Raw genomic sequence first — 23,508 nt, 5'->3', positions numbered from 1 at the left:
TGCGCATGGCGTTGATCGCCGTGGCGCTCGTGCTTGCCGGTTGCACCACCGGCAGCCGGGCAACGGCGGACAGCTTCCGCCTGTTGCTGCACAAGCCCGTTGAGGTCAGCCCCGATTCCGTGGCGGCAAATCGCTTCCCGCAGGTGCTGGTCGAGACACGGGACCTGACCGCGGTGGCCGTTCTTGGCTACGTTGATGGTGGCCGGCAGCAGTGGTACGCCGGCACGCATGCCGTGATCGAGCTGGACGGCAACGGCGTGCTGCTGGGCTCAAGCGGGCTGGGACGTCAGTTGCAGACGCGGATCATCGGCGCGTCCCCCTTCGACCGCCTGACGTCGTTAAGCGGACCGGCACAGGTGCAACGCCAATACGACTGGATGTCGTCGTATCAGCTCGGCGTTGTCGTCACCGGCACGCTGACACCCGGCGCCACCGAGGAGGTCAGGATTCTCGGCCGCACCCGCACCCTGCAGCGATTCGTCGAGCATCTCCAGGGCGGCGGAATGGACGCGCAGAACATCTACTGGGCGGACCCGGCGACCGGATTCATCTGGAAGAGCCGGCAGCATCTTGCCCCCGGGTACGTCGTGGAACTCACCCAGCTCAAGCCCTACCGTGCCCCGAAGGGATGACAGGCATGAACACTCGAATTCTCTGCCTGATGCTGTCGGCACTACCGTCACTGTGCTTGGCGCAGGCACCGTCTACCGTCCGCGTCGAGGGTGCGGTCGCCCATGCCGGTGACCAGGCCATCCAGCCGGAGCGGCGACTGGCCGATGCGGTTGTCCAGGCCCAGCCTGCGGCCGACGCCTATCTGCTCGGCAGCAGCTATCTTCGCCGCCAGGCGCTCGTTGAACAGGTCCGACTGCGTGCCGGAATCCTGCATGGCCTGACGCAGCTTCAGCTCAACGCGGATCCGGCCGTCGTCGAAACCGCGGCGGCCATCCAGCAATGGGTACAGGCGCACGCTGCAACCGGACGTGTACCGACGGTGATCTCGCCACGCCTGATGCAGGTGCAGCCGCAGAGCAATCCGGTGCTCATGGCCGGCGATGTACTCCGCATTCCCGTCCGACCTGATCACATCACGGTCCTCGGCGCGGTCCGAACCAGCTGCACTGTCCACCATTCCCCGCAGCGCGATGCGCGGGACTATCTGCGTGACTGCCCACCCAGCGCGGCCGCCGATCCCGACTCGCTCTACATCGTGCAACCCGATGGCCGGGTTCAGCAACAGGGCATTGCACTCTGGAACCGCGCGGATCCCCAGGCGGTCGCCCCTGGCGGTTCGATCTATGTTCCGTTGCGCGAATCGGTGCTGAAATCCATCGACCCGGCATTCAACAACGATCTTGCCACCTTCATCGCCACCCAGCCTGTCAGCCCGTAATGACCGACATTCCCCAGCGTGCACGCGTGCCGCGCCCAGCCCGCTTTGCGCTGACCGCGCTTGCCCTGTCACTGAGTGCCGCGTTGCAGGCGCAGGACGCCCCTCCGCCGACCGCCAACGAATGGGGTGGCATCGGCCTCCTGCAGACACCGACGGCACGCATGGCATCCGACGGCGACCTCAGCTTCACGGCCTCTCACAACTCCCCGTACAGTCGCTACAACCTCACGCTGCAACCGTTCCCCTGGCTTGAGAGCACGTTCCGCTACATCAACGTGTCCAACATCCGCTATGGCCCGAGCATTGCGGGAAACCAGAACTACAAGGACAAATCGATCGACTTCAAGCTGCGGCTCTGGCAGGAGTCGCGATGGTTGCCGGAAGTGGCCTTCGGTGTGCGCGATCTAGGTGGCACCGGCTTCTTCTCCAGCGAATATCTGGTTGCCAACAAGAATCTTGGCCCCATTGATGCCTCGATCGGCCTGGCCACCGGCTACATCGGAAACCGTGGCGATTTCGCCAATCCGCTGGGCGCCATCGATGACAGATTCAAGAATCGACGCCCCGTTGCCAGCAGTGACATCAACAACGCCGGTCGCTTTGGACTCAGCAACATGTTCAAGGGACCGGTCGGCATCTTTGGCGGCATCAGCTATCAGACGCCGCTGGATTCCCTGTTGGTCAAGGTCGAGTACGACGGCAACGACTACCGCCGCGAGCCGCGCGGGAACAACCTGGAACAGCGCACCCCCATCAACGTGGGGCTGGTCTATGTCCCCAACCGCAACGTGGAACTCACCGCCGCGTGGGAACGCGGTGACGCGGCGATGTTCTCGCTGACCTGGCGCGGCAATCCCGGCCATGCAGTGTCTGCGCCCAAGCCTTTCGATCCTCCGCCGCAACGGATCGTGCCTCGCGACCCGCAGGCATCCGCGGTTGCGGCGACCGCAGCGCCCGACGCCGGCGCCACGACAGCAGAAGGCGGCCCGGACTGGGCTGCCATCAGCGCCGACCTCACCCAGAACGCGGGCTTCCGGGTCGAACGTATCTCCCGTCGCGGCGATGAGCTCTACGTGGACGGCTACCAGAACCGATACCTCCACGCCGCCAAGGGCTTGGGCCGAGCCGGTCGCATCCTGGCCAATGCGACGGGCGACGAGTACGAGTGGTTCACGCTGCGGACAACACGACTGGGAATGCCCATCGTGGACACGTCCGTCGCCCGCAGTGCCCTCGTGGGCTATCTGGATGGTCGGGTCAGCGAGGACGTGCTACGTCGCAGCACCGAGGTGCAGTCTCCCGACGACGTCACTCGCCAGACGTTGTATGAACCCAGGACACGCCCCTATGGCGGCGGCTTCAACATCGGCTACCGACAGAATCTCGGCGGCCCGGATGGCTTCATCCTTTACCAGATTGCCGCCAATTATTCCGGAAGCCTGTTCGTACGCCCCAACATGTGGCTCACAGGAACCGTCAGCGCCAATCTGATCAACAATTACGACAAGTTCAAGTACAACGCCCCAAGTCGACTCCCGCGCGTGCGCACCGATTTGCGCAGGTACATGGTGGACTCGGATGTGGTGCTGCCAAATCTGCAGTTCAATGTGGCTGGACGTCTGGGCCGCGATCTCTATGGCATCGCGTACGCGGGTTACCTGGAGTGGATGTATGCCGGCGTAGGCGGTGAACTGCTGTATCGTCCTGGCGGTGAGCGATGGGCCGTCAGCGCGAACCTGAATCGCGTGCAGCAACGCGGCTTCGATCAGCGCTGGGATCTGCGCGACTACAAGGTCACGACCGGGCACGCCACCTTCTACTACAGTTTCGACGCCCGCGAGCGCATCGTGGGCTCGCTGTCCGTCGGCCAGTATCTGGCGGGCGACAAGGGCGCAACCCTGGATGTCGCCCGCGTCTTCGACAATGGCGTCACGATGGGAGCCTATGCAACGAAGACCAACGTTTCCGCACGCGATTTCGGCGAAGGCAGCTTCGACAAGGGAATCTACATAAGCGTCCCGCTGGACGGATTCCTGCCACGGTCGACACGCGGACGAGCCGCGTTCAACTGGAATCCCCTGATCCGCGACGGTGGCGCGATGCTCAGCCGCAAGTATTCGCTGTACAGCATCACCGGCGATCGCGACGAGCGATTCTTCTACGACAACATCCGCTCGATCGACGATTGACCTGCCGGAACGCAGCAGGGCGGCCAAAGACCGCCCTGCTGCACGTTCACCCGCTGAGGACCTACAGGTATCGGACCCAGCTTTCGATGCCCTCGGCCATCAATCTGTAGACATGCTCGAAAGCAGGACGCTGCTGGCGATAGGGATCGGGGATTTCCCGATCCTGCTGCCATTTGCCCAGCAGGAAGGTCTTGCCCGACGCCTGCGGCGCAATCTCGGTGATGCGGTGAATGTGCTTGCGCTCCATGGCCAACACCAGATCGGCCGCCCCAAGGATGGCATCATCGATCTGGCGTGCGCGGTGATCCAGCCCATCCATGCCCTGCTCCGCCAGCAGCGCTTGGGCAGTTGCGTCGATGCCATGTCCGACGAGCGCCCCCAGACCTGCGGAAGACACCTGGATGCCTCTACCCTGCACTGCCTGCCGAAGCATTACTTCAGCCGAGGGACTGCGGCAGATATTGCCGACGCAAACAAAAAGTACGTTATTGAACACTGACCTGGATCCTGTGGCATTCCACGCAGGCCCACCCGCCGAGCAGACGGAGCACTGACAGCTGCACAGAGTACCCTACAGCACCGCTGTTGGCGAGAAAATAGCCATGAAATTCATGGAATTACGTCTCAGTTCCAGCGTCCGACTGTCAATAGGCCGACTTCTGACCAAGAACCTTGAACGCCGTCAGCATGATGATTCGCACATCAAGCACCGGGCTCCAGCGACGGATGTAGTCGATGTCGTACTGCACGCGCTTCTTCATCGACCGCAGTTCCGGCGTCTCGCCCCGCAGCCCGTGCACCTGCGCCCAGCCGGTGATGCCCGGCTTGACGTAATGGCGGTGCATGTAGCGTTCGATCACCCGTTCATAGTGATTGTTGTGCTGGATCGCATGCGGACGGGGGCCCACCACCGACATGCTGCCGCCCAGCACGTTGAAGAACTGGGGCAGCTCATCCAGGCTGCTGCGCCGCAGGAAGGCACCGAACCGGGTCACCCGCGGGTCGCCCCGGGTCGCCTGCGTGATCTGCCCCGTCCCTTCCTCATGCACGCGCATGGAGCGGAACTTCAGCATCCAGAACTCCTTGCCGCCCAAGCCGTGGCGGCGCTGGCGGAACAGGATCGGGCCAGGTGAACTGAGCTTCACACCGATCGCCAGCACCACGAACAGCGGCGCCAGCAGAATGACCGCCACGCCGGCCACGAGGATGTCCTCGATGCGCTTGAACAGACGGAAGTTGTGGTCCACCAAGCCCTGACGCACGCCGATCATCGGCACATCGCCCACCTGGTGCACGCCCGGATTCAGTGCCCCCAGGCCCGTGGTATCGGGAATCAGGCGGATCGGCACCGGGAACCGCTCGATCTGCTTGAGCATGTCACGGATGGGCGCGGTATCTCCCAGCGGCAGGGACACCCAGACCTGGTCGAACTCCCCCCGGTGCGCATCCAGGTAGCGCGGCACATCATCCAGTGCGCCCAGGCGCTGCGGGGCATCGCCGCCACGCCGGGTGGCAATGTCGCCCTTGCTGGTGAAGTAGCCGATCACTTCCTTGCCCATCTCCGGCTTGCCGCGCAGCAGGCGATGCAGCCTGAGCGCCGGCGCCCGGAGGCCGACCAGCAGGATCCGCTCGTGATCCAGTCCCCGCGAACGCAACCGGTGCAGTTGGACACGCAGCAGTACGCGCAGGCCGACCATCGAGGCCAGACCGCCGATGTACCAGCCCACCAGCCAGCGCGACGGAACGGCATCGGCCAGCCCCACCAGCACGGCATACAGGGAGAACAGGGCGAAGCTTCCGGACCAGGCCAGCAGCAGCAGCCAGAGGTCGGCCAGCAGGCCACGCAGGCGCCAGTTGCGGTAGACCGGTGCGATGGAGAAGCAGACGATGGCGCTGAGAATCACCGCACCGAAGACGATGCGCTGGGACTGGTTGGGCGCCGCCGTCCCGTAGCACACGACGTGGGCCAAGGCAGCCATGCCGGGCAGGAGCAACAGGTCTCCGAGGCGAAGCCCCAGTTCCAGGGCCGCCCGGGCTTCGACCCGGCGGCGGCCGGCGTCGGCACGCTCTGCGGGGAGGTCATCTACCGATCCATGTAGCACTGCACTTCTCCAAGCTGTTTTCCGATCCAGCACTACAATGTGATGGCTGTCGCATACCAAGCCTCCCCAAGCCGGTGCGAACAGACGGAATTGCGTCAATAAGTCGAACCTGATTGTGAATGATGTGAAAGGCAATTGGTAGGAAGCGGCGGCCCGTCGTGCGCCCATTCACCCGCCCGACCCACCCTAAGTCATTAGAACTATTCCTATTTTTTAATATTTCAAAATGCGTCAAAATGATTCGCACTGCGTCCGACAGCGTCCAGAAATTGACGTTTGATGCACGGAATCATCCCATCACGCTCCGAAGGATCAACCCGATTGGCGTCGCCGGGACGTCCCGTCCCAGCACGTCCGCCAGGCCTGGCACCCTGCACTGCACCAAGGCCGCTCATCGCCCTCTGCTACCATCGGCGGTTCTGTTCATCGCCCTCCACCCGCCCGCGATGACGCCAAACAACGTAACGAAAACACAGGAGTCTGCATGTCTTCCGAGCTGCTCAAGTCCCTTGGCCTGGACGCGATCAACGCTGGCACGTACCTGGGCAACGGGGAGTGGTCGAGCGCTGCCAGCGGTGAGCTGATCACCCCGGTCAACCCGACCACGGGCGAGCCGATCGCACAGGTGCGTGCGACCACCGAGGCTGAATACGAGACGGTGATCGCCCGCGCCCAGGAAGCGTTCAAGCAGTGGCGCACGACCCCTGCCCCGCGCCGTGGCGAAGCCGTGCGCCTGTGCGGCGAGGCGCTGCGCAGGCACAAGGATGCGCTGGGCTCGCTGGTTGCCCTGGAGATGGGCAAGAGCAAGCCGGAAGGCGATGGCGAGGTCCAGGAGATGATCGACATCGCCGACTTCGCCGTCGGCCAGAGCCGCATGCTGTATGGCTACACGATGCACTCGGAGCGCCCCGGCCACCGCATGTACGAGCAGTACCACCCGCTGGGCCTGGTCGGCATCATTTCGGCCTTCAACTTCCCGGTCGCGGTGTGGAGCTGGAATGCATTCCTGGCGGCGATCTGCGGCGACGTGTGCATCTGGAAGCCGTCCAACAAGACGCCGCTGACCGCCATCGCCTCGATGAAGATCTGCAACGACGCGCTGCGCGAAGCCGGCTTCCCGGACATCTTCTTCCTGGTCAACGATGCCGGCACCGCACTGTCGGAAAAGCTGGTTGATGATCGTCGCGTGCCGCTGATCAGCTTCACCGGCTCCACCCAGGTCGGCCGCACCGTCAATGAAAAGGTGGCGCGCCGCCTGGGCCGCTGCCTGCTGGAACTGGGTGGCAACAATGCCATCATCCTCGATGAGACCGCCGACCTGAAGCTGGCTGTGCCGGGGATCGTGTTCGGCGCCGTCGGTACGGCCGGCCAGCGCTGCACCACCACCCGCCGCCTGATCGTGCACCGCTCGATCTACGCCGACGTGCTGGCCACGCTGGTCAAGGCGTACAAGCAGGTGGAAGGCAAGATCGGCGATCCGACCGATGCCGCCAACCTGATGGGTCCGCTGAACAGCGAAGGTGCCGTGCAGCAGTTCCTCGACGCCATTGCCCAGGCCAAGGCCGCCGGCGGCACCATCGAGACCGGCGGCACCCGCATCGACCGCGCCGGCAACTTCGTGCTGCCGGCCATTGTCAGCGGCCTGAAGAACAGTGATGCCGTGGTCCAGCACGAGACCTTCGCGCCGATCCTGTACGTGATGCCCTACGACAGCATCGACGAAGCCATCGACATGCAGAACGGGGTACCGCAGGGCCTGTCCTCGTCGATCTTCACCCAGAATCTGAAGACCGCCGAACGCTTCCTGTCGGCTGCGGGCTCGGATTGCGGCATCGCCAACATCAACATCGGTACCTCCGGTGCGGAGATCGGTGGCGCGTTCGGTGGCGAGAAGGACACCGGTGGTGGCCGCGAGTCGGGCTCGGACGCATGGAAGGTCTACATGCGCCGGCAGACCAACACCATCAACTACTCCGATTCGCTGCCGCTGGCCCAGGGCATCAAGTTCGACCTGTGATGCATCCCGGCCCGGACGTCGCCGAGAGTGGGGCCCCGGCGGGGGCTCCAATCCTCGACTTCAGCGGCCGCCGGGTGCTGGTTGCCGGCGGCAGCAAAGGCATCGGCCGTGAGATGGCCCTGGCCTTCGCTGCGGCCGGCGCCCATGTCTCGGTCTGCGCACGAGGTCAGGCGGGGCTCGACGCCCTGCTGGCCGACGCAGCGGCCCAGGGGGCATCACTGCACGCCTTTGCCGCCGACCTGGCCGACCCCGGCCAGATCGACGCCTGGCTGCATGCGGCCGCAGCGTCCCTGGGCGGCATCGACGTGCTGGTCAACAATGCCACGGGATACGGCATGGCCGACGATGAAGACGGCTGGGCCGCCAGCCTGCAGGTCGACCTGATGGCCGCGGTGCGGGCCTCGCGACTCGCCCTGCCCTGGCTGCGCGAATCGAGCGACGCCTGCATCCTCAACCTCTCCTCGATCGCCGCGCAGCAACCCCGGCCGGGGGGCGCTCCCTATGCGGCTGCCAAGGCCGCTCTTTCGCACTACACCACGTCGCAGGCGCTGGCACTGGCGCCAGACCGGATCCGGGTCAACGCGATCGCCCCGGGCTCCATCGAGTTTGCCGACGGTCTGTGGGACCGGCGCAAAACCAGCGACCCGGCGCTGTATCACGGCACCCTGGCAAGAATTCCGTTCGGCCGCTTCGGCCAGCCACGCGAGATTGCCGATGCCGCGCTGTTCCTGTGCTCGCCGCTGGCGCGCTGGATCACCGGTCACGTGCTGAACGTCGATGGTGGCCAGGTACTGATGGGCTGAACCGCTCGGGCCGGGCACTGCCCATGGGATTGCCCGGACGGAGGCACTATCATGTGCGTACTGCAAGGAGGACCCGATGAGCGTGGCACCCCGACAGACAAGCGCCCTGGCCGTGGTCAGCCTGGTCATGGGCATTGCCGCCTGGACTGTCCTGCCCTTCGTGGCCAGCATCGTCGCCATCGTCACCGGCCACATGGCCCGCGCCGAGATCCGCCGCCGCCCGCATGAACTCGAAGGCGATGGCCTGGCGGTCACCGGGCTGGTGCTGGGCTGGGTGATGGTGGCAGCCGCCCTGGCGGCAGTCCTGGCCTTCATCCTCTTCTTCGGTGGCCTGGCCTGGCTCGCCGCACTGTCGAACTGACCGCCATGACCTCCTCCGACAGCACCGAACGCTTCAGCAGCCGCGTCGCCGATTATGTCCGTTATCGGCCTGACTACCCGCCGGCGTTGATGGAATGGCTGCATGGACCGATGGGCGTCGGCCACGATGCACGGGTGGCCGACATCGGCGCCGGTACCGGCATTTCCAGCCGTCTGTTCCTCGACACCGGCCATCCTGTGGTCGCGGTCGAGCCCAACGCCGCCATGCGCGCTGCTGCCGAAGGCTGGCTGGCTGCATACCCGTTGTTCCAGGCCGTCGATGGGCGTGCCGAGGCCACCGGCCTGGCAGAGCACAGCGTCGATCTGGTCAGTGCCGCGCAGGCCTTCCACTGGTTCGACACCGACGCCGTCCGTGTTGAATGGCAGCGCATCCTGCGCCCCGGCGGACTGGCGCTGATCTACTGGAACTCACGCCTGCTCGATGCCAGCCCGTTCCTGGTTGGCTATGAGCAGCTGCTGCTCGATTACGGCACGGACTATTCCGCCGTGGCAGAACGCTACCAGGATGACGCCACGATGCAGGCATGGTTTGGCGCCGGGTTGCGCGGCCAGGTGGAACTGCCGAACGTGCAGCACCTGGATCTGGACGCCCTGCGCGGCCGCCTGCTGTCGTCCTCCTATGCGCCACAGCCCGGGCATCCGCGCCATGCGCCGATGCTGGCGGCACTGCAGGATCTGTTCGCGGCCCACGCGGTCAACGGTCAGGTCGCCTTTGAATATCGAACCCGAGCCTTCCTCGGCACGCTGGACTGAACCGACGCATGTATTCGCTTGCCCGCCCCTTCCTGTTCTCGCTCGACGCCGAGCGCGCCCACGGCCTCGGCCTGTCCGCATTGGACGTGGCCTATCGCACCGGCACCACGCCGCTGCTGGCCGCACGCATCGCGCCGCTGCCGAGCACCGTGTTCGGGCTGACATTCCCCAATCCGGTCGGCCTGGCGGCCGGCCTGGACAAGAATGGCGAGCACATCGATGCGCTGTTCGCGCTGGGTTTCGGCTTCGTCGAGATCGGCACGATCACGCCGCGGCCACAGGCGGGCAACCCGACGCCGCGGCTGTTCCGGCTGCCGGCGCACAACGCCATCATCAATCGCATGGGCTTCAACAACGCAGGCGTGGATGCACTGGTGCGCAATGTCGAGCGCGCGCGCAACCGTCGCGGCCTGCTCGGCATCAACATCGGCAAGAACAAGGACACCCCCAACGAGCAGGCCGTCGACGACTATGTGGCCTGCCTCGACAAGGTGTACCCGCTGGCTGACTACATCACCGTCAACATCTCCTCGCCCAACACCGCCGGCCTGCGCGAGCTGCAGGAGGAAACCGCACTGCGCCAGCTGGTCAGCCAGCTGCGTGATCGCCAGGAAGACCTGGCCGCGCGGCACGGCCGGCGCGTACCGATGCTGGTGAAGGTGGCGCCTGACCTCAGCGAGCGCGACATCGACGCTGCTGCGCGCGTGCTCGGCGAGCTGCAGGTGGACGGCGTGATCGCGACCAACACCACGATCGACCACAGCAAGGTGGCCGGCGATCCGCTGGCGAACGAAGCCGGCGGTCTGTCCGGCGCCCCGGTCCTGGAACAGTCCACCCTGGTCCTGCGGCGGCTGCGCTCGCGCCTGCCCGAGTCGGTGCCGCTGGTCGGTGTCGGCGGCATCCTGTCCGGCGCCGACGCAGTGGCCAAGATGGCGGCGGGCGCCTCGCTGGTGCAGTGCTACAGCGGCCTGATCTTCCGCGGGCCGGCGCTGGTATCGGAATGCGTGGAGGCGATCCGCCGCCGCCGCGAAGCGCCCAGCCGTGGCGCGGTGGCGCCGCTGTGAGCACCCCCATGGATGGACTCGACACCGCCGCACCGCTGCGCTGGACACTGACCCGGAACGCGCCGCTGCAGGCGCTGAACACCTTCCACGTGCGTGCCAATGCCGCGCAGCTGCTGGAGCTGCATGACGCATCGCTGTTGCCGGACGTGCTGGCGCTGCCGGAGGTTTCCGGCGGACCGCTGCTGGTGCTGGGCAGCGGCAGCAATGTGCTGATCGCCGACGATGTGCCTGGCACCGTGCTGGTGTTCGGCAACCGCGACATCAGTTTCCTGGAGCATCGCGCCGATCATGCGGTGATCCGCGCCGGTGCCGGCGTGCCCTGGCACGGCCTGGTGATGTGGTCGCTGCAGGAAGGCCTGTCCGGGCTGGAGAACCTGGCCCTGATTCCAGGCACGGCCGGTGCAGCGCCGATCCAGAACATCGGCGCCTATGGCGCACAGGTCGGCGAGTTCATCCAGGCAGTGGAAGCCTGGGACTGCCACGAGCAGGCCTGGGTGCGGCTGGACAACGAACAGTGTGGCTTCGCCTACCGCGACAGCGTGTTCAAGCAGCAGGCAGACCGCTACCTGATCACCGCCATCGAGCTGAAGCTGCCCTTGCTGCACGACCTGCGCATGGACTATGCCGGCATCCGCGAAGAACTGCAGGCGCAGGGCGTGGAGCTGCCCAGTGCCGTGGACGTGGCCAACGCAGTCATCGCGATCCGCCGCCGCAAGCTGCCCGATCCGGAGGTGCTGGGCAATGCCGGCAGTTTCTTCAAGAATCCGGTCCTGCCCCTGGAGCAGGTCGACGTGCTGCTGCAGCATTTCCCGGACCTGCCGGTGTTCCCGGCCGATCGTGAGGACCGGCGCAAGGTCTCCGCAGCGTGGATGATCGAGGCCTGCGGCTGGAAGGGCTTCCGTGAGGGCGATGCAGGCGTTGCTGCCAGCCATGCGCTGGTCCTGGTCAACCATGGCAACGCCACCGGGGCCGAGCTGCTTGCGCTGGCGCGGCGCATTTCCGCGTCGGTGCTGGAGAAATTCGGCGTACCGATCGAACCGGAGCCCCGCCTGCTCGGCGCACAGTGGTGAACACCCCCGCCCTTTCCACCGGCGCCACCCCGATGCGGGCGGCGCTGCTGATGCTCGGCAGCACCCTGGCGTTCGGCATGATGGCGGTGGCGATCCGTTACGCCACCCGTTACGTACCGACCCAGGAGGTCGCCTTCTTCCGCAACGCGTTCGGCCTGCTGGCACTGCTGCCGATGCTGCTGCGGCCGGGCCATGCGCCGCTGAAGACCCAGCAGCTGCCACGCTACTTCGTGCGTAGTGCGATCGGCCTGGGTTCGATGCTGTGCGCGTTCTGGGCGTTGGGCCATCTGCCACTGGCGCAGGCGGTATCGCTCTCGTACTCCACACCGTTGTTCGTCACCATCGCCGCCGTGCTGTGGTTGGGCGAAACCGTGCGTGTGCGCCGCTGGGCCGCAGTGGTGGTCGGTTTCATCGGTGTGCTGGTGATCGTGCGGCCGGGCACCACCGGCTTCACCGCTGGCAGCCTGGTCGCCGTCGCCGCTGCGGTGCTGAGTTCACTGGTGGCCATCCAGATCAAGCAGCTCACCCGCGTGGACAGCGCCGATACCGTAGTGCTCTATACCTACGTCTTCTGGGTGCCGCTTTCGCTGGTTCCGGCAGTGTTTGTCTGGGTCTGGCCCAGTGGCGTGGCCTGGCTGTGGCTGCTGGTCACCGGCGTGATGGGCACGGTCGGCCAGCTGCTGTGGACGCGCGCGCTGCGCCTGGGAGAAGTGTCGGCGCTGACGCCGATCAGCTTCCTGCAGCTGCCGCTGGTGACCCTGTGCGGGTGGCTGCTGTTCAACGAGACCGTGGACCGCTGGACCATCGTCGGTGCGGGCATCATTCTGGCCGCCAACGCTTACATCGCCCACCGCGAGGCCGTGCTGTCGCGGCGGGCGGCGACGGCGGCGGCGTCAGCGGCGGCCAAGCCCGCCGAATGATCCACCGTCAACGCTGCAGCGGCGACGCATCCAGCGCGCGATACGCGCGTTCGGCTGCGTCGAACACATTGCCCGGCGCGAACTGTTCGCCCAGGTAGTGCAGCGACTGACGGCGCAGCTGCGGCGAGCGCTCCAGCGCGTCGCCCCCCAGCAGCACCTGTTCGAACTCGATCAGGTCCTGCAGGATCCGCCAATGCCGGTACCAGGCGATCCAGCGTGGGTCCCCCAGGTCCGGGCCATACCCTTCCACGAAACCGAGCGGACGTTCGCGCCCCCAGCGTCCACCCACCGCCGCGCCGGGGAACATCAGATCCCGCTCGCGCGGCGCCAGGGACAGGCCATCCCAATCAATCAGGTGCAGGTTGCCCTCGTTGCCCATCAGCAGGTTTCCCGCATGCAGGTCGGTATGGCACAACCGCAGCGGCGGCCGTTCGTCGCGCAGTTCATCGTGCAGTTCCGACGCGCGGCGGTGGACCTCGGCAATGCGTTCGCGGCGCAGCTCCCAGACGGCCAGGAACGCGCTGCCCAACCGATCCTGCGCGACCGGCAAGGCATCGCCCGGCTGCAGCCAGCGCCCAACGGTGGTCAACGCATCCGCTTCAAGGCGCAGGGTCGGCAGCGCGCGTTGCAGCGATTCGGGCACCTCAGCGTCATGCAGCCGGCGCAGCACGTTGCCCAGGCGCAGCCACTGCGCATGGCTGAGCGGCGCCTCGAAACCGGACTGGCCCTCGATGTAGGGAAACAGCGTGAACTGCAGGCCCCAGCGCTGGACCGACGCGCCGCCGGTCAACGCCGGCCAGGGCGCCACGATCTCCTCGATGCCCAGGGTGCCCCGCAGCCAATGCAGCGTGTCCCAGACCGCCGGTTGCACCTGGTAGGTGCGGCATTTCAACCACCACTGACCGCGTCGCGCGTCGATGCGGTAAACGCTGGCATTGGCGTCTGCGCCAACCGGGCGAGGCACCACGGCGGCGGTGGTGATGCCATAGGACTGTTGCAGGACTTCGCCGATATGGCGCGCCGAAGCGGATGACATGGAAGCAATCGTGCATTGATACCCGACGTCACTATCGCAGATGGCGCATCGACGGCACAGACATGTCCGTCACAGCACTGTGCTTGCGGGCCGGGCGAGCCATGCCGACGCGGTTGCCACGGCGTCAGCGCGCGTAGTGGCCCAGGAACATGGCGACCGCCGATGCCGCCACCCGCGCGCGCTCGTCGGCCCCCAGCGGCGCCTGCCCCATCGTTACCTGCGGCCAGAAGGCGAAACTCTTCACCAGTCCATGCAGCTGATGGGCGGCGAATTCGGGATCGACCGCACGCAGCCGGCCATCGGCGATCGCTGCACGGATCCAGGCGCTTTCCCCACTCTCCTTCTCGCCCATGCGACAGACGATTGCCTGCGCACGTTCGGGTGAATGGATGATCTCCGCCATGGCAACGCGGGCCAGGTCGATGAAATTGGCATCACCCAGCAGTTCCAGCTTCTGCTCCAGCAACGCGAGCAGCTGCGGCTCCAGTGGCTGCTCCGCACGGTAGGGCAGCTCGACGCCGGCCATGCTGCGTTCCCAGAGTTCCTCCAGAATCAGCGAGAACAATTCTTCCTTGCTGGGGAAGTGGTTGTAGACCGTGCGTTTGGATACACCGGCCGCTGCCGCGATCCGGTCCATGCTGGTGGCTTCATAGCCGGCCGTGCGGAATTCCTCCACCGCCGCGCGCACGATGGCCTCGCGTTTGCGGTCGGTCAGGCGCTGCGGCGGACGGGACATGGCGACACCAGATAACTGAACGGATACCCCCATTTTACACCGATGAGTATACTTTTCCGCAGCAGGAAACTACACTGTGCAGTGTACCCTGCGGACGTCACCCATGAAGCGCCTGCTCCTTGTCCTCCTGCTTGGAATCCTCGCCGTGACCGCCTACACCTTCTGCAAGTCCTGGTCCCTCCCCGACTTCCCCGACTCCCCGCAATACCGCGAGGGCAAGTTCCACAACGTACTGCCGCGGCCGGCGATGGGCCTGCGCAACGGGCTGGAGATCTGGTGGACCTTCCTGTTCAACAAGCCGAAGGGGACCGTACCCGCGGGCGCCATACCGGTGCAGGCGCTGGATCGTGCCGCGCTGGAAGCCGCGCCGGATCGCAGCCTGTTCCGGCTGGGGCACTCGACGATCCTGCTGAAGCTGCGCGGCCAGTACTGGTTGACCGACCCGGTCTTCTCCGAACGGGCGTCACCGGTGCAGTGGATGGGCCCTGCGCGCTTCCACGCCCCGCCGATCAGCATCGAACAGCTGCCGCCGATCGCCGGCGTGATCCTCTCGCACAACCATTACGACCACCTGGATCACGCTGCGGTGATGCAGCTGGCGGGCAAGACCACGCGCTTCATCGCGCCGCTGGGTGTGGGTGATCAGTTGATCGCCTGGGGCGTGGACGCGGACAAGGTCGAACAGCTGGACTGGTGGCAATCGACCGAAGCCGATGGCCTGCGCCTGACCGCCACACCCGGCCAGCACTTCTCCGGCCGCGGCCTGGGCGACAGCGACCGCAGCCTGTGGGCCTCGTGGGTCATCCAGGACGGCGACTTCCGCATCTTCTTCAGTGGTGACACCGGCTACTTCGATGGCTTCAAGGCCATCGGCGAGAAGTACGGCCCGTTCGATCTGACCATGATCGAAACCGGCGCATACGATCCGCGCTGGGCATTCGTGCACATGCAGCCGGAGCAGACGCTGCAGGCCCACCTGGACCTGCGCGGCAAGTGGCTGCTGCCGATCCACAACGGCACCTTTGACCTGGCCCTGCATGACTGGCAACAGCCCTTCGAGCGCATCACCGCGCTGGCAGCCGCGCACGATGTGCCGATCGCCACGCCGATGATGGGCGAGGCGCTGGACATGCAGGCGCCGCAGGCAGGCACGCGCTGGTGGGAACAGGTGGCGCTGCGCTGAGCTTGCCTGGGCGCTGCTGTCACGGGGCGCCGGTTCGTGCAGGCAGTGACGTTGCGGACGATGGCTGTCGCGACGCCTTGCAGGGCGTCGCGCCACGCGTCCGCACTCTCCCCTATTGCAGCGCGTCATGTAAACGATTACACCCCCTGCTAGCGTAGCGCCTGCCCGATCCTGGCCGAACCTCCAAGGCTGTCGACATGACGCTGCGTGCTGATCGCTTCCGCCCCTCCTGGGCATGCCTGCGCTACGTCGCGCGCGCTCTGCTGCCGCTGGCCGTGATGGCCTCCGCCGCGCAGGCGCAGACACTGCCACCGCGCAGCCAGTGGCAGGCCAGCAGCTCATCACAGCAGGTCCCGGCGATGGCCATCGGCCATCTGATCGACAACGACCCGAAGACGGTCACCGGCGGCGCCTTCAGCCCCGGACACTGGTTCCAGATCGATCTGGGCGCACCGGCCCTGCTCGGCGGTGCACGCCTGACCTGGGACGTCTCCAATCCCGAGGGTTACACGCTGCAGACCTCGATGGACGGCCGGCAGTGGCAGACCGCATACACCATGGCCGACTCGCTGGGCGATGTGGAGACGCTGTACTTCGAACCGCGCCAGGCGCGCTATCTGAGGCTGGCCAGTCCCCAGCGCACGTCGGACTGGGGGGTCTCCATCTTCGAGATGGAACCCTTGGACGCCACGCTCAGTGCACGCGTGCACGGACTCGACAGCGCACAGGCAGCCGCGTTGTGGCAAGGCGGTAGCGGCGTCGCCCTCCCTACCGATGGCAAGGGCAGCCATGTGCTTGAAATCACCCTGCCGCGCGCTCAGCCGGGCACCGGCCTGGCGGTGGAGTGGGCGGGCCAGCGTGGCGCCGCACGCCTGCAGGCCCAGGATGCGCAGGGGCGCTGGCAGCCGCTGGCGCAGGACACGCAGGCCGCCAGCCATGCCCAGAGTTGGTTGGCCAGCGATACGGTGCACGATGTGCGTGCCCTGCGGCTCATCGTCGACGGGCCCTCGCCACAGGTCACGCGCCTGCGCCTGCTCGGCCCGAAGGCCGTGATGACGCCGATGAAGCAGTACCAGATCGCCGCCAGCGGCGCGCAGCGTGGCTTGTTCCCGGCGTCGTTGCAGATGCAGCAGACGTACTGGACGGCCGTGGGCGTGCATGCCGGACGGCAGAAGTCGATCTTCGACGAATACGGCAACATCGAGGCATTCAAGGGCGCACCGCTGGTGCAGCCGATCTGGCGCAATGCCGATGGGCGTGCCGCCGGTGCCGCGGAACAGGCCGTGCAGCATGCCCTGCGCGACGGCTGGAAGCCGATGCCCTCGGCCGCCTGGTCGCCGCAACCCGGTCTGGAACTGCGCAGCGAAGCGTTCGCGATCGAGCGCGACGGCCAGCCCGTTACCTTCCTCCGGCATCGACTGCGCAATACCGGTACCACGCCGGTCGAGGGCACGCTGAGCCTGGTGGTGCGGCCGATGCAGATGAACCCGCCGTGGCAGAACGGTGGCCTGTCGCCGATCCGCGACGTGGCCATCGACGGCCAGAGCGTGCGCGTCAATGGTCGTACCCTGCTGTACTCGCTGTCGGCGGTCAGCGCCTCCGGCGCGGCACCGTTCGGCCCGAACGGCGAAACCGAGATCACCTCCGCCATCGCTTCGGGCCGGTTGCCCGGCGCACGCCAGGCCACCGATGCGCGTGGGCTGGCGGCGGCGGCGCTGGACTACCGGATCACACTGGCGCCCGGCGCCAGCCAATCCGTGGTCGTCGCCTTCCCGCTGGGTACGGCGGCGGCCGACGCCAAGGGTGTACTTCCGGAGCCACCGGCACTGGACCTCGCGCGCCTGCCAGGCGATGCCGATGCCGGCTTCGAGACGCTGGCCGCCGAAGCCTCTGCGGACTGGCAGGCACGATTGGGCCAGGTCGGCCTGCGCCTGCCCGATCCGTCGCTGGTCGACATGCTGCGTGCCCAGGCCGCGTACATGCTGATCAACCAGACCGGCCCGGCCATGCAACCCGGCCCACGCAACTACAACCGCTCCTTCATCCGCGACGGCATGGCCACCTCGGCGGTACTGCTGCGGATGGGCGAAGCCAAGGTCGCGCGCGACTACCTTGCGTGGTACAGCGAACACGGGGTACATGCCAACGGCCTGGTGTCGCCGATCCTCAATGACGATGGCAGCGTCAACACCGGCTTCGGATCGGACATCGAGTACGACAGCCAGGGGCAGTACGTCGCGTTGGTGGCCGATGTCGCGCGCCTCGACGGTGGCCCTGAGTCCGTGCGTGCGTACCTGCCGAAAGTGAAGGCCGCGCTGCGCTTCCTGCAGGAACTGCGTGAGCGCACGCTGGTACCCGGTTACAAGGCCGATCAACCGGCGCCGGAACGCTTTGCCGGCATCCTGGCACCGTCGATCAGCCACGAGGGCTATCCCTCTCCCACCCACAGCTACTGGGACGACTACTGGGGCCTGAAGGGCTGGCATGACGGCGCATGGCTGGCTGAATCACTCGGCGACCACGCCACCGCCACCTGGGCACGCGGGCAGTACAAGGCGCTGTATGACGCACTGCACGCTTCGATCCGCGCGACGATGGCGTGGAAGGGCATCGATTTCATTCCCTCCTCCGCCGATCTTGGCGATGGAGACCCGACCGGCGTCTCCATCGCGCTGGATCCCACCGGCGCGCAGAGCGTGCTGCCGGCTGATGCGCTGCGCACCACCTTTGCCCGCTATCTTGACGACGTCCGCAAGCGCAACCAGCCCGGTGCGCTGTATGCGTACACCCCTTATGAAATCCGCAACGTCCTGAGCTATGTGCATCTGGGCCAGCCCGCAGCGGCCGACGAGCTGCTGCAGGGCCTGCTGCGCGACCGTCGCCCGCTGCAATGGCAGGTGCTGGCCGAAGTCGTGCACTCACGGCTGCGTTTTCCGCGCTACCTGGGCGACATGCCGCACACCTGGATCGGTGCCGAATACGGCCGCACCCTGTTCGGGATGCTGATGCGCGAGGACGACGATGCCCTGTCACTGCTGCCGGGCACGCCGCCCTCCTGGCTGGCCGGCGATGGCCTTGCGGTGGAGCGCCTGCCGACGGCGTACGGCACGCTGCGGATGCAGGCACAGCAACGCGACGGTACGCTGACCGTGACGCTCGGCGAAGGGCTGCGCAGCGCCACGGCCGTCAAGGTCTGGTGGCCCGCGCGCACGGCACCGAAGCAGGTGCGCGTGGACGGCCGTAGCGTTTCCGACTTCGATGCCGAGGGTGTGCGGTTGGCGAAGCCGTTCAGGACGCTGGAGGCGCGTTGGTAGAGCAGCCGAGCATGGCTCGGCTCTACAGAAGCAGCCTTGGTGCCGGGGCATGCCCGGCGTCAGAGATCCGGCAAGCCCGGCGGGTTGGTCTGCGACTGCGGCACGGCTTCCTCGGTCACGTTCCAGCGCGCCAGTGCCTGTGCGTAGGTGCCGCTGCCGATCTGGGTATTGAGCGCCTGGGTCACCGCATCGGCCAGGCCGCTGCCCTTGCGCGTGGTGACCGAGATCGCAGCAGCGTTCGGCCAACCGCCCGGAAACAGGCCAACGCGCCGCACCTTGCCATCGCGCGCGGAGTACGCGCCGGTGGCGTTGGGTTCGAACGACACATCGGCCCGGCCGGTGATCACGGCCAGGCGGCCGACCACCGAATCATCGAAGTACTGGTATTGCACCGGCTCCAGCCCGGCCGCGATGTTCTGTGCATCCCACTGCCGCAGGATCTGGTCCTGGTTGGTGCTGGCACCGACCACCACCTTCAGGCCAGCGACATCGGCCGGCTTCTCGATCTTCTGGATGGGCCCGTCGGTGCGCGTATAGATGCCGAGCAGGTCATAACGGTAGCTGGAGAAGTCGAACTTCTTCTTGCGCTCTTCGGTCACGGTTACGTTGGACAGCACTGCGTCGTACTTGCCCGACTCCAGTCCCAGCGGCCAGTCGGCCCAGGCGACCGGCACCACCACCAGCTTCAGGCCCAGCGCATCGGCCACCAGCCGTGCGATATCCGGCTCGATGCCGATCACTTCCTTGCTGTCGGCGCCATAGTCGGCCAGCGGCAACTGACCGGGATGCGTCGCGACCGTCAACGTGCCCGGCGTCACGAAGCGGAAGTCCGCCGGAACCAGCGCCTGCGCTTTCGGATCCACGGTCCCCCGCAGCGCTGGCGCGCCGGCACCGGCCAGGCTGCTGGTCGCTGCGGGCACGGCCCCCGGGGCCTGCCGTGCCCGTGAATAGACGATGCCGGCAATGCCGATGACCAGCACCGCGATGACCAGCAGGGTGCTGCGCGAGGGGCGACGAGACGTTGCAGGGCTCATGGGGGTCACATCCGGATCAGAGGGTCTTGGCGAGAAAATCGGCGGTGCGCTGCTGGCGCGGGTGTTCGAATACGGCCTCGGGCGTGCCCTGCTCGATCACCCGGCCCTGGTCCATCATCACCACGTGGTCGGCAACGCGGCGGGCGAAGCCGAGTTCGTGGGTGACGATCACCAGCGTGGTGCCGGAACGGGCGAGCTCTTCGATCACGCTGAGCACTTCGGCCACCAGTTCCGGGTCCAGCGCCGACGTCGGCTCATCGAACAGCAGCACCTTCGGCTGCAGGGCCAGTGCACGGGCGATGGCGATGCGCTGCTGCTGGCCACCTGACAGCTGGCGCGGGAACGCATCGGCCCTGTCCGCCAGACCGACGCGCTCCAGCAGCACGCGCGCCTGCTGTTCGGCCTGCGTACGCGGCACACCGCGCACCGCGATCGGCGCCTCGATGATGTTCTCCAGCGCGGTCAGGTGCGGGAACAGGTTGAAGCCCTGGAACACCATGCCCACCTCGGCACGACGGCGGCGGATCTCGCGCTCCGGCAGCTCGTACAGGGTGTCGCCGTCACGGCGATAGCCGATCAGCTGGCCACCGACGCTGACGAAGCCGGTGTCGGCGCGCTCCAGGTGGTTGATCAGCCGCAGCAGCGTCGACTTGCCGGCACCGGACGGGCCGATCAGCACCGTTACGCTGCCGCCGCGCAGTTCCAGGGTGATGTCCTCCAGTACCGGCTGCCCGTCGAACGCCTTGCCGACACCGTGCAGCGATATCGGCGCTCCCTGTCCGGCCTCGGCCGCGCTCGCGATGCGCGGCCGCACCGCAACCGGCGATGCCGCACGCGGCGCGGGCGAGGATACCCGCGACACGCTGCGCTCACGCTGCAGCTGGCCACGCGCGAAGCGCTGCTCCACGCGCCGCTGCAGCAGCGACAGCACGGTCAGGATCACCAGGTACCAGACCGTGGCCACCATCAGCAGTGGCACCACCTCCAGGTTGCGGCGGTAGATCACCTGCACGGTGTAGAACAGCTCCGGCAACGCCAGCACGTAGACCACCGACGTGCTCTTGGCCAGGCCGATCACATCGTTGAAGGCGGCCGGCAGGATCGAACGCATCGCCTGCGGCAGGATGATGCGCCGCACCTGGCGGCCGCGCGGCAGGCCCAGCGCGGCCGCTGCTTCATACTGGCCGTGATCGACCGAGAGGATGCCACCGCGGATCACCTCGGCCGAGAACGCCGCCTGGTTCAGTGTCAGGCCCAGCACCGCAGCCGTGAACACACCGATCAGCTGGGTGGTGGGATACGAGAACAGGCTGATGCCGGTGAACGGAATGCCCAGTTCGATCGTGCTGTACAGATAACCCAGATTGTTCAGCAGCAGCAACAGCACCAGCAGTGGAATCGAACGGAACAACCAGACGTAGCCCCACGATACCGCCGACAACAACGGCGAGCCGGATACCCGTGCCAGCGCCAGCAGCGTGCCCAGCGCGAAGCCCAGGCCGGTGCCGAGCGCGGTCAGCAACAGCGTGCGACCCAGCCCTTCCAGCACCGGGCGGGCGAAGAACCACTCGGCGAAGGTGCCCCAGCCCCAACGTGGATTGCCGAGTACCGACTGCAGCCCGATCAGGATCAACGCCAGCGCCAGGACCGTGCCGAACACCTGCAGCGGATGCCGCGCCGGCACGATCTTCAATGCCGGTGCCGGACGCGCGGCCAGACCCTCGATCGCGGTGGACGGCGTACTCATGCGTGGACTCCCTGCACGGCGGCAGTGCTTGATGCCGGCGGACGCGCCGGTGCCCGCAGCTGCTTCTCGAACGGCAGATGGGCGATCGATTCCGGGTCGGCAGACAGATCGAACAGTGCGGTGTAGCCATGGCTCAGGTACAGGCCGACCGCCTCAGGCTGGCGGAAGCCGGTGGTCAGGTACACGCGGCGATAGCCCTGGCGTGCGGCCTGGTCTTCAAGCTCCTGCAGCACCCGCCGGGCGATGCCCTGGCGGCGCAGGCCAGGCAGTGTCCAGATGCGCTTGAACTCGGCCGTATCCGGGTCGCGGTGAGGCATGAACGCGCCGCCGGAAATGGCCACGCCCTCACGCAGCAGCAGCACGAACGCTCCCACCGGCGCAGCGAATGCCTGCGCTGGATAGCGTTGCAGCTCCTCGCGCGCACTGCCACCGATGCGTCGCCGCACATCGGCGTAACGACTGTCGTACTCCTGTTCGAGCCCATCGAACAGTGGCCGCGCCAGTGGATCGTCCACCGAGGTGTAGAGGAAGCGCTCCTCGAACGGTGCCGTACTCATGCTGCGTCCTCCACCAGATAGTGTTCGGCCAGCCGCGCCCAGAGGCTGGCGGCGGGAGCGATGACCGCATCGTTGAACACGTAGCGCGGGCTGTGCAGCGATGCACTGTCACCGTTGCCGACGAACACGAAGCTTCCGGGCCGGGCCTGCAGCAGGAAGGCGAAGTCCTCGCTGGCGGTGCGCGGCGCGAAGGCATCCAGCACCTGCCCTGCGCCGAATCCCTGCAGCGCCACCTCACGGATATAGGCGGTCTGCTGCGCATGGTTGATCACGCTCGGGAAGCCACGCGGGAACTCGATCTCGGCGCGCGCCCCGAACGCGGCGGCGGTCTGCTCGGCAAGCTCGGTCACGCGACGGCGCAGCGTGTCGCGAACGTCGGGCAGATAGGCGCGTACGGTCAGGGTCAGCTCCACCACGTCGGGAATCACGTTGGCCGCCTGCCCACCGTGGATCGAACCGACCGTCACCACGCCCATCTGCCGCGGGTCCACATTGCGCGACACCACACTCTGCAGTGCGGTGACGACGTGCGCGGCGGCGAGGATGGGATCCACGCTTCCCTGTGGTTCCGCACCATGCCCGCCCTTGCCGATCACCCTCAACCGTGCCCAGTCGACCGATGCCATCGCCGGTCCGTCGACAAAGCCGAAGTGCCCCACCGGCACACCCGGCCAGTTGTGCAGTCCATAGATCGCATCCACCGGAAAACGCTCGAACAGACCGTCGGCGAGCATCCTTGACGCACCGGAGCCGGTTTCTTCCGCCGGCTGGAACACCAGTTGCAGGGTGCCATCGATGCGCCCGTGCCGGGCCAGGTAATGCGCCGCCGACAGCAGGATCGCGGTGTGTCCGTCATGACCGCAGGCGTGCATCCGTCCTTCGTTCTGGCTGGCATAGGGCAGCCCGGACGCCTCCTGGATCGGCAGCGCATCGATGTCGGCGCGAAGCCCGAGCCTTCGGCTGCCCTGACCCCGCTGCAGCGTTCCGACCACACCGGTTCCACCGACGCCCGTGGTCACCGTATAGCCCCACTGCTGCAGGAGTTCGGCTACGCGTGCGCTGGTGCGATGCTCCTCGAAGGCGAGCTCCGGGTGTCGATGCAGGTCGTGGCGGATGGCGATGGCTTCATCGGCGTGTGCGGCTATTTCAGGCAGCACGCCCGTCGGCCCGGTGGGCGCCACAGTCAAGGATGCCCGGCGCAGTACATTCATT

Annotated in this window: 20 protein-coding genes; 12 read left to right on the top strand and 8 right to left on the bottom strand. The window is 66.7% G+C overall.

Going from position 1 to position 23,508, the window contains the following annotated elements; all coding sequences use genetic code 11:
- Nucleotides 1-5 precede the first annotated feature (5 nt).
- The 3 genes from ACVOJ1_RS06160 to ACVOJ1_RS06150 are packed head-to-tail and all read left to right on the top strand — an operon-like array spanning nucleotide 6 to nucleotide 3,579.
- On the top strand, nucleotides 6-632 hold the full coding sequence (locus ACVOJ1_RS06160) for a YjbF family lipoprotein (protein ID WP_253118775.1): 627 nt from the start codon (nucleotides 6-8) through the stop codon (nucleotides 630-632).
- On the top strand, nucleotides 629-1,390 hold the full coding sequence (locus ACVOJ1_RS06155; protein ID WP_346480146.1) for a capsule biosynthesis GfcC family protein: 762 nt from the start codon (nucleotides 629-631) through the stop codon (nucleotides 1,388-1,390). The genes ACVOJ1_RS06160 and ACVOJ1_RS06155 overlap by 4 nt, the downstream gene beginning before the upstream one ends.
- A complete protein-coding gene (locus ACVOJ1_RS06150) occupies nucleotides 1,390-3,579 on the top strand; it encodes a YjbH domain-containing protein (protein WP_253118777.1) in 2,190 nt (729 codons plus the stop codon). Before ACVOJ1_RS06155 ends, ACVOJ1_RS06150 begins: the two co-directional genes overlap by 1 nt.
- 61 nt (nucleotides 3,580-3,640) lie before the next feature.
- Here the strand turns inward: ACVOJ1_RS06150 and ACVOJ1_RS06145 are convergent, their stop codons facing one another.
- Both ACVOJ1_RS06145 and ACVOJ1_RS06140 read right to left on the bottom strand, forming a co-directional pair.
- Nucleotides 3,641-4,075, bottom strand: coding sequence for a low molecular weight protein-tyrosine-phosphatase (locus tag ACVOJ1_RS06145; protein ID WP_253118778.1), 435 nt, complete (start codon nucleotides 4,073-4,075; stop codon nucleotides 3,641-3,643).
- Nucleotides 4,076-4,223: 148 nt separating this feature from the next.
- The gene (locus ACVOJ1_RS06140; protein WP_481558698.1) at nucleotides 4,224-5,573 is read right to left on the bottom strand and encodes an undecaprenyl-phosphate glucose phosphotransferase; all 1,350 of its coding nucleotides are present in this window, start codon (nucleotides 5,571-5,573) and stop codon (nucleotides 4,224-4,226) included.
- Nucleotides 5,574-6,165: 592 nt separating this feature from the next.
- Here ACVOJ1_RS06140 and amaB point away from each other — a divergent pair.
- The 7 genes from amaB (at nucleotide 6,166) to ACVOJ1_RS06105 (ending at nucleotide 12,689) form a co-directional block, all read left to right on the top strand.
- Nucleotides 6,166-7,698, top strand: coding sequence for an L-piperidine-6-carboxylate dehydrogenase (gene amaB / locus ACVOJ1_RS06135; RefSeq protein ID WP_197600495.1), 1,533 nt, complete (start codon nucleotides 6,166-6,168; stop codon nucleotides 7,696-7,698).
- Entirely contained in the window at nucleotides 7,698-8,501 is an 804-nt protein-coding gene (locus ACVOJ1_RS06130) for an SDR family NAD(P)-dependent oxidoreductase (protein WP_128990426.1), read from the top strand. Before amaB ends, ACVOJ1_RS06130 begins: the two co-directional genes overlap by 1 nt.
- Nucleotides 8,502-8,577: 76 nt before the next feature.
- The gene (locus tag ACVOJ1_RS06125; protein ID WP_053517549.1) at nucleotides 8,578-8,862 is read left to right on the top strand and encodes a DUF4190 domain-containing protein; all 285 of its coding nucleotides are present in this window, start codon (nucleotides 8,578-8,580) and stop codon (nucleotides 8,860-8,862) included.
- A gap of 5 nt (nucleotides 8,863-8,867) precedes the next feature.
- A complete protein-coding gene (locus ACVOJ1_RS06120; protein WP_065181374.1) occupies nucleotides 8,868-9,635 on the top strand; it encodes a class I SAM-dependent methyltransferase in 768 nt (255 codons plus the stop codon).
- A gap of 8 nt (nucleotides 9,636-9,643) precedes the next feature.
- The gene (locus tag ACVOJ1_RS06115; protein ID WP_065181373.1) at nucleotides 9,644-10,699 is read left to right on the top strand and encodes a quinone-dependent dihydroorotate dehydrogenase; all 1,056 of its coding nucleotides are present in this window, start codon (nucleotides 9,644-9,646) and stop codon (nucleotides 10,697-10,699) included.
- 8 nt (nucleotides 10,700-10,707) lie between these two features.
- Nucleotides 10,708-11,769 carry a UDP-N-acetylmuramate dehydrogenase gene (murB, locus tag ACVOJ1_RS06110; RefSeq protein WP_263178003.1) on the top strand — a complete coding sequence of 354 codons (1,062 nt, stop codon included), beginning with the start codon at nucleotides 10,708-10,710 and terminating at the stop codon, nucleotides 11,767-11,769.
- A 32-nt stretch (nucleotides 11,770-11,801) separates the two neighbouring features.
- Nucleotides 11,802-12,689, top strand: a complete 888-nt coding sequence (locus ACVOJ1_RS06105) for a DMT family transporter (RefSeq protein WP_065175629.1) — start codon at nucleotides 11,802-11,804, stop codon at nucleotides 12,687-12,689.
- A 7-nt stretch (nucleotides 12,690-12,696) separates the two neighbouring features.
- Here ACVOJ1_RS06105 and ACVOJ1_RS06100 read toward each other — a convergent pair whose 3' ends face one another.
- Both ACVOJ1_RS06100 and ACVOJ1_RS06095 read right to left on the bottom strand, forming a co-directional pair.
- The gene (locus tag ACVOJ1_RS06100) at nucleotides 12,697-13,725 is read right to left on the bottom strand and encodes an aminoglycoside phosphotransferase family protein (protein WP_053517554.1); all 1,029 of its coding nucleotides are present in this window, start codon (nucleotides 13,723-13,725) and stop codon (nucleotides 12,697-12,699) included.
- Between the two features lie 124 nt (nucleotides 13,726-13,849).
- Nucleotides 13,850-14,461, bottom strand: coding sequence for a TetR/AcrR family transcriptional regulator (locus ACVOJ1_RS06095; protein ID WP_065175563.1), 612 nt, complete (start codon nucleotides 14,459-14,461; stop codon nucleotides 13,850-13,852).
- A gap of 103 nt (nucleotides 14,462-14,564) precedes the next feature.
- On the opposite strand from ACVOJ1_RS06095, the gene ACVOJ1_RS06090 reads away from it, so the two are divergent.
- Nucleotides 14,565-15,644: an MBL fold metallo-hydrolase gene (locus ACVOJ1_RS06090; RefSeq protein WP_065181371.1), complete on the top strand. Its 1,080-nt coding sequence runs from the start codon at nucleotides 14,565-14,567 to the stop codon at nucleotides 15,642-15,644.
- 197 nt (nucleotides 15,645-15,841) lie between these two features.
- Entirely contained in the window at nucleotides 15,842-18,958 is a 3,117-nt protein-coding gene (locus ACVOJ1_RS06085) for a galactose-binding domain-containing protein (RefSeq protein ID WP_346480144.1), read from the top strand.
- 59 nt (nucleotides 18,959-19,017) lie between these two features.
- Here the strand turns inward: ACVOJ1_RS06085 and ACVOJ1_RS06080 are convergent, their stop codons facing one another.
- The 4 genes from ACVOJ1_RS06080 to ACVOJ1_RS06065 are packed head-to-tail and all read right to left on the bottom strand — an operon-like array spanning nucleotide 19,018 to nucleotide 23,507.
- Nucleotides 19,018-19,992 (bottom strand): ABC transporter substrate-binding protein, encoded by a 975-nt coding sequence (locus tag ACVOJ1_RS06080; RefSeq protein WP_346480143.1) that lies wholly within the window; start codon nucleotides 19,990-19,992, stop codon nucleotides 19,018-19,020.
- 16 nt (nucleotides 19,993-20,008) lie between these two features.
- Nucleotides 20,009-21,739, bottom strand: coding sequence for an amino acid ABC transporter permease/ATP-binding protein (locus ACVOJ1_RS06075; RefSeq protein ID WP_080375267.1), 1,731 nt, complete (start codon nucleotides 21,737-21,739; stop codon nucleotides 20,009-20,011).
- Nucleotides 21,736-22,296, bottom strand: a complete 561-nt coding sequence (locus ACVOJ1_RS06070; protein ID WP_065181368.1) for a GNAT family N-acetyltransferase — start codon at nucleotides 22,294-22,296, stop codon at nucleotides 21,736-21,738. The genes ACVOJ1_RS06075 and ACVOJ1_RS06070 overlap by 4 nt, the downstream gene beginning before the upstream one ends.
- Entirely contained in the window at nucleotides 22,293-23,507 is a 1,215-nt protein-coding gene (locus tag ACVOJ1_RS06065; RefSeq protein ID WP_346480142.1) for a M20 aminoacylase family protein, read from the bottom strand. Before ACVOJ1_RS06065 ends, ACVOJ1_RS06070 begins: the two co-directional genes overlap by 4 nt.
- Nucleotide 23,508 lies beyond the last annotated feature (1 nt).

Source organism: Stenotrophomonas sp. STEN225 (assembly GCF_056756445.1).
Note: the sequence above shows the minus strand (reverse complement) of the source record. Positions and strands in the feature narration are given on the sequence as shown.